The organism is Vibrio sp. 1078-1 (assembly GCF_033340475.1).
Genome location: NZ_JAWOWM010000262.1, coordinates 1 through 760, shown reverse-complemented (window position 1 = coordinate 760; position 760 = coordinate 1). Strand labels below are relative to the sequence as shown.

Annotated in this window: 1 protein-coding gene; it reads right to left on the bottom strand. The window is 45.4% G+C overall.

All coding sequences use genetic code 11. From position 1 onward, the window contains the following. The coding region (locus R7190_RS26995; RefSeq protein WP_318137815.1) for a thymidylate synthase at window positions 1-727 on the bottom strand (727 nt) is incomplete at its 3' end. Between the last annotated feature and the right edge of the window lie 33 nt (window positions 728-760).

The window sequence follows — 760 nt, the reverse complement described above, 5'->3', positions numbered from 1 at the left end:
GTGCTTGTAACGGTTCACGCTTCAACTGAACATCACGCATCAACTCAAGCTGATCTTCATAAATGTGCGCGTTAACGATTTTATGGAAGGCCTGACCTGGCTTCTTACCCGTAATTTGCGCCATGATCGCTAAGAACACATAAACTTGAACCATGTTGAAGTTCAATCCAAGCGGCACATCGCACGAACGCTGTGTACTGTTGAGATACAAAGTGTCATCCAGTAGCGAGAAATGATGACTGTACATACAAGGTCGCAAGCACCCCATATGGAACTCACCAGGGTTGTAGAAGTTCAAGATTTCACCACGGTCATCAACACCGCGAGTCAAATCATCCACAATCTTGCGTAGCTGGTCGATATGACCACCATCAGGCTTTGCCCATGCACGACCTTGAACGCCGTACACACGGCCCATGTCGTCTTCACCTTTACGGTATGGGTTATTCAACCAAGCGTCGTTTAGGTTGGCGTTCGCATCCCACGTTTTGGTGCCTAATTTACGGAAATCTTCAGCATTATCATAACCACGAATGTAGCCAAGTAGCTCAGCCACTGCTGCTTTCCAAAAACTTTTACGCGTCGTTACCAATGGAAATTGATTGTTCGCAACATCGTAGGTTAAATCCGCGTTGATTACCGTCAGGCAACGTTTACCTGTACGTTCATTTTCAACCCAAACACCTTGGTCAACGATGCGTTGACACAAATCTGAATACTTTTTCACACCAATACCTTACTTCGTTTTAACTTTAGCTTG